Origin of the sequence: Thiolapillus sp., from assembly GCF_048562965.1 — a bacterium.
Lineage (GTDB): Bacteria > Pseudomonadota > Gammaproteobacteria > Chromatiales > Chromatiaceae > Thiolapillus > Thiolapillus brandeum_A.
This window is the reverse complement of sequence record NZ_JBHNMF010000213.1, coordinates 1-5,459: the sequence shown is the minus strand read 5'-3', so window position 1 is coordinate 5,459 and position 5,459 is coordinate 1. Positions and strand designations below refer to the sequence as shown.

At 48.0% G+C, this 5,459-nt stretch carries 5 protein-coding genes; 1 reads left to right on the top strand and 4 read right to left on the bottom strand.

Going from position 1 to position 5,459, the window contains the following annotated elements:
- On the top strand, nt 1-1,113 hold a 1,113-nt coding region (locus ACOCD2_RS11560; RefSeq protein ID WP_293652585.1), incomplete at its 5' end, for a ParB/RepB/Spo0J family partition protein.
- A gap of 78 nt (nt 1,114-1,191) precedes the next feature.
- Here ACOCD2_RS11560 and ACOCD2_RS11555 read toward each other — a convergent pair.
- The 4 genes from ACOCD2_RS11555 to ACOCD2_RS11540 all read right to left on the bottom strand — a co-directional run.
- Nucleotides 1,192-2,322, bottom strand: a complete 1,131-nt coding sequence (locus tag ACOCD2_RS11555) for a hypothetical protein (RefSeq protein WP_293647648.1) — start codon at nt 2,320-2,322, stop codon at nt 1,192-1,194.
- Between the two features lie 288 nt (nt 2,323-2,610).
- Nucleotides 2,611-3,543, bottom strand: coding sequence for a ParB/RepB/Spo0J family partition protein (locus tag ACOCD2_RS11550; RefSeq protein ID WP_293647650.1), 933 nt, complete (start codon nt 3,541-3,543; stop codon nt 2,611-2,613).
- 6 nt (nt 3,544-3,549) lie between these two features.
- Entirely contained in the window at nt 3,550-4,734 is a 1,185-nt protein-coding gene (locus tag ACOCD2_RS11545) for an AAA family ATPase (RefSeq protein WP_293647652.1), read from the bottom strand.
- A gap of 196 nt (nt 4,735-4,930) precedes the next feature.
- The coding region (locus tag ACOCD2_RS11540; protein ID WP_419625703.1) for a transposase at nt 4,931-5,459 on the bottom strand (529 nt) is incomplete at its 5' end.

Sequence of the window (5,459 nt, the reverse complement as noted above, 5' to 3'; positions counted from 1 at the left end):
AATGTTGTCTCAAGACAACATATTTGCTTGGTAATGATTAAATTTCTCTACACTGATCAATTGATACTTAGTATGCAGCGACCCAAAGGAGCCCGGTTGCCCCACCCTACTTCGTTCATGATCCGCTCAGCACGCGCTATCGGTGCGGTTCCCCCTGTTATGGTACGACCGGTTAAGCTGGCTAAACGTACCGACTATGAAATACTTTCTGGGGAACAATCCTGGTTCATTGCTCAATCCGCCGGTATAGAAACCATTGCTTGCCACATTATGGACATCAACAACGATCAGGCCCGGCGTGCACTTGAGATTGAATGTGGCAAGGACACTCAAAATCCTATCGACTATGCTCGATCAATACAGCTATTACTGACAGAACAAGAAGGCAGGACAAATATCGCCGCTATGGCGCGTACCCTCGGTATTTCCAGAGGCGCCCTGCACCACAAATTACGGTTATTGAAGCTATGTGATGACGTCCAATCCATGCTGATTAATGACCAGCTGACGCCGTTACACGTTCGAACGATCGTTCTGCTGGAAAAAGATGAACAACGTCTTTTGTCCAAGGCATTCATAAATGAAAACCTCAACGCCTATGACAGTGTTCGTTTGACCCGTTATTACAAGGAATTGAAGTCGAAGTTAAATCAGCTAAACAATGAATTAATCGCGAATACGATTAAATCTGCGTTGGAAAATATGCGTGATGTTGATGCTTCTCAGGCGGAACCAGTTCAACGGGCTTCGATATTGGAAGAACAACAAAACGATCAGGGCGACATATTGGCATTAATGGATATCTTCAGACTGGAACGATCCCGAACAGAAGGCCATCCTAACACCGACATCGCGAAGCTAGAACGCGAGATCACTGAGCGGATCGGCTATAGCTGTGTCATCCAGGGACTACCCATTGGCACTGGTGAGTTCTCCTTCCGCTATGCCACCCCCTACTCTAAAGAATTCCTCGAAGAGATATTGGAGGAATATCTGGAAAACAGCGAATTTTCCATTATTGACGACAACCAGGGTAAAGAGGGTTGGCTTTGTGTCATTTATCGAACGAAAGACGAAGCGGATTTTCTTGCCAATAGGTTTTGTCAAAAATAACAGATCAACAATCTTTTGTTATTTTTTAACAATCCCTTCGGGGTTTTATTATTGGCCTCTACGCTTGTCTAGGCCGTTTTACGCCATTGGTATAGCCCCACCCGATATTGCTGTCTCCCCTATCGCGATAAATCCAGCTGGTGTCCGCCACCGGTTTTGCTCGATGACCTTCAATGAAATATTAATCGCTTTCCTTACTGGCAACGATGGCCGGTTATAGGCACCCTGGGTCACGTGATAAACCACTTCCTGCACGAGCTGGCGTGGGGATGACACAAAAGAAAATTGGCTTATTCGTTTGGCAATATAGTCGAGATCCCGGGGCGTTAGCTTACGCGGCTTGTAGGACGCTTTCTTATGGGGTTTGGTTTTCGGTTGTTTGGCCAGGCGTGTTTTTACCGATTTAGCTGGCTTAACTTCCTGTTCTGGTGGCGTTGTAGTTTTAGCAATTCGGTCGCTTAGTTGCTGGATGATCTTAATTAATGCTTGTTGCCGAAGCCGGTCGTCTCGCGTACACCTTTTGCTATTCAGTGACTGCAACTCGACAATCGCTCCATTTTTCTTTTGCTCGAGTACCTTGATGTCATGCTGTTTGTCTTGCGGTTGATTAATCGTTGTCATCGATGTGGGTTCGGGCTGTTGTGAGTCATTGGCAAGGGACTCATTTTGCAGTTCCTGGTTAATATCGTTTTGGGTTATGGATGCGGCTTCGTCTTCCTGCATGTTGTCAGCCGAGCCTGAAGGCGGGTTAGGGGGGGGCGTTTTGGTACGAGAAGGCGATCGATCAATATACTCAGCCAATGCCGTTGGCAAACAAATTGTACTCAACGAATATACGGTTCGCCCGATCGCATTGTATCGGTTTTCGCGTATCAGCAATCCGGCGTTGACCAATTCTTGGTTGCTTTTTCTTACCGCCGCTTCCGATACGTTTAGTTTGCTTGACAAGTATGGCACCGTGAGTCGCGACTGCAATGGTTGACCTTTTTTCTTTCGAATCAGGGCATCCATCCAATAGACAAGAAAAAGATTTTTGCTGACCGGGCGAAGTTTCGCACACCAAAGCCAGCTGACTAAAGGTGCCGGGATCAATAGAAAGTGTTTTTCCGACAGCATGCTGTCAGCGAGATCCGCATTCAGCGGGGTAGGGCAGGGCGTTATGGAAAGTTTAGGCGCATTAACACTGCTATCGTTAGTCGATTTCATCATCGAATCCTCCAATATCAAGAAAATAAAGTTGTTTTTCCTTGACCTTCGGGGAGAATCGACTAAAATGAATGGTGTCGAAGTCATTCAGTGAGGTTCTCGATGATCTTTTATGATCCTCCCTGAAGGCCAAAAGCCCGCCGCTACAAACGGTGGGCTTTTTTTTGATCTATTTTTTTCACATGATGTGATCCTCTTTTGCTAATCGTTAGTTAAGTCAAGTTAAACGGTTTAACTGTCTGTTATTTTTATTATATAAATCAATGGGTTAATGATTTTTCGCCACGAAAGTCAACCTGTATTAAGTGCGTCTTCTACAATAATATCTTCTATTTTCTTTAAAGCAGTCTCGCTAAGTGCCACTTTGAGTTGAAAGGTGGGTTTATGTTCTGATCCTTTAACGGAGCACAGCACTTTCTTGGAACCAGGGGCTTTAATTTCCCTAACACCATGGTTCTCTGAAGCGATTGGCGCAAATATTAATGATAACTTTTTCTCATCTGTCACCGTCTGTCCGGCTTTTTCAGCGTTGACTTTGTAGGTCTTTATCCGCTTTTTAAGTGTGTCATCAACGTTTGAATGCCTGGCTTTAAACTTTGCATATTGGGCGGCATGGCGGGTCTGCAAGAGTCGCTTATCCACTATTTCTGAAACAATGTACTTCGGTATATTGGAAATCGTAAAGATTTGGCTAATACGGGCTTTTGTTTTTCCCACCGCCTCAGCAATGTCAGCCTGGCTTTCAAAAATTTTATTCTCCAGCCAGGATTGGTACAACATGCATAGTTCATACGCGCTCAAATCATTACGAAGTGTGTTTTCTCTATACTTCTCCAGCTCGGCCTCTTTATCGGTGGCAATGCGCGGACTGATGATGCATACAACTTTTATTCCCAGGGCGCGGCATGCCTCGAGGCGGCGGCGACCACTGATGAGTATCAAATCATCCCCATTTATTTTTCGTACATGAATGGGTTCGTCCTGGCCGTCTTGTTTGATGCTGTCGCGAAGCTCCTTGAAGGCCTCGTCTGTATCTGTATAGCTGATTTCCTCTCGGTTGTAGGTTTTCGGCAGCATCACGTCGCTCGGATCCGCCTCGAATGTCGCTTTCCCCGCGTCAATCAACTGTTCCGACGATGACTCGTTAGTAAAAGAACGCGCGGCCGGTACCGGGGGCTTGGCATTGCCCAGTAGTTTCGACACGGCTTGGATTCGTTTAGCCATTGGCTGCTATCTCCGTTGTCCCTTGGTTTGTTTTTTCTGTACGCTTTCTGCTTGTTGTTCCCAGATCCCCTGGAATCTTGTCAATATTTCACCATTTACCGCGTTCATACTGCTTATTGCGCGCTTGTAGGTATCCCGTGATCCGGTCGGCTTGTCGATCTCGTACACAGATAGCAGATCATGTGAGGATTTGCTGAGTTCGCGGGTTGCGACCATTTGGGCGTTGATCACGTTTATGCCATAAATACTACGAATCAGCGCGGCGGCGGCATCAGAATGTCGTGAGGGTTCATGCCGCGCAATCATAATATTCATGTCTGTTAATTCCATGTGCTCTGCGACATCCGACAAAATCGTGAAATACTGGATGCTAGAGGCGATGTCGGGCATGTTGGGAACGATGGGGACCAAGAGATAGTCTGCAGCCACCATGGCATTGACGCTCAACAAGCCAAGAGCCGGGGGAACGTCCACCACCACTAGGTCGTAATCCTGTTCCAGATCTTCGAGGATATCACGCAGTCGGTAGATTCGGTCCCGCCCATCCTTATTTGTGAGCTCACCGTCGACTGAAACCATATTGAGCTGTGAGGGTATGAGGTCGAGCTGATGCCAGTAGGTTTGCTTGATGGTGTTGCGGGCGAGTTGCCGCGCTTCATCCAGGTGTTCTACAACAAGCGGCTCGGCCAGGGTGCCTGGCGGGGCGACGTGGATATCGGGGAGCAGGCCAAAGGAATTTGTCGTGGAAGCTTGCGGATCCAAATCCACCAACAGGACTTTCAATCCCTGCAGAGCGACATATTGCGCCAGGTGAACCGCTGTGGTCGTTTTTCCCGTCCCGCCCTTCAGGTTTGCGACCACGCACCGAAGGGGAAGGGATCCTGGCGGGCGCTTGAACAAACTGCCCGTTCGTGCTCGAATACGATTGACATCTTCCAAGCTGTAAACCCGTCGGTTGATGTCATCGCGTTTAGCCGGTGGTAATTCCCCGGTTTTTTCGAGCCTGCGGATCGTTGCCGAGGTGATCTTAGCCAATTTCGCCGCTTTTTCGATACCCCAGAGGGGGAGTTTTTTGGAGTCGAATGGAGCCGCTGCCTGCGCCAGCAGGGCCTCAGACATATCAACGCCACGTTCTGCCATCGTGCTAAAGAGTTGAACGGTATTGATTTTTTCTTCTGGAAAAGTGCTCATATAATCTTCCGCATTTTTTACATATTCCTAACTGTAGTCAGTTTTCTGCGTTTTCGCAAGTGTCGTTGTTATTTGTCCTGTTTTTCAGATATGTCGTATTTTTCTTGATTATCCCTCTATTCTTGCGATATCGATATTTCTGTTATTTAGAGTCTGCTCAACAATCAAAAACACGACAACGGCCAACTGGGCTACGCTACCGAATCCCGTGAAATACCCGACTGTCCTGTTGCCACCACAGACCTTTTTCTTCATGCAGACTCCACCATCTACCTGCCAGGGTGAATTTACTCAAGGCAAAAAAGATCCTCAGCAGGACCATCAGGTTCATGACCAGGAAGATGCTGCTGATCCAGGCCGCTGAGGTGTCGGCTCGTTTGGCTTCAATGTAGCCCAACCCGTAACCCCTCTTACCCTGGCCAAACTTTCCCTCGATGGGGATGCGCTGCCGGTAATCGGCCTGTCGTTGTGCTTTTTCCTTTTTCAATGCCTCCCGGTTTTCGTCGGTTTCCTTTTGGGGACGTCCCAACGGCTTGCCTCCAAAGCGTATACCGTGCTGCTTCAGATAACACCGGTTGGCTCGGCTGCCGTAAGCAGGATCCGCCAAGACCACCTCCGGATAGTAGCCGTGTCGTGCCTTGTACGCTTCCACCTGACGGACCAGATCCTTGCCTTCGTGAAAGGCATCCCAGCGTATGGCAATACCCTCGCCCATCAGACTGACG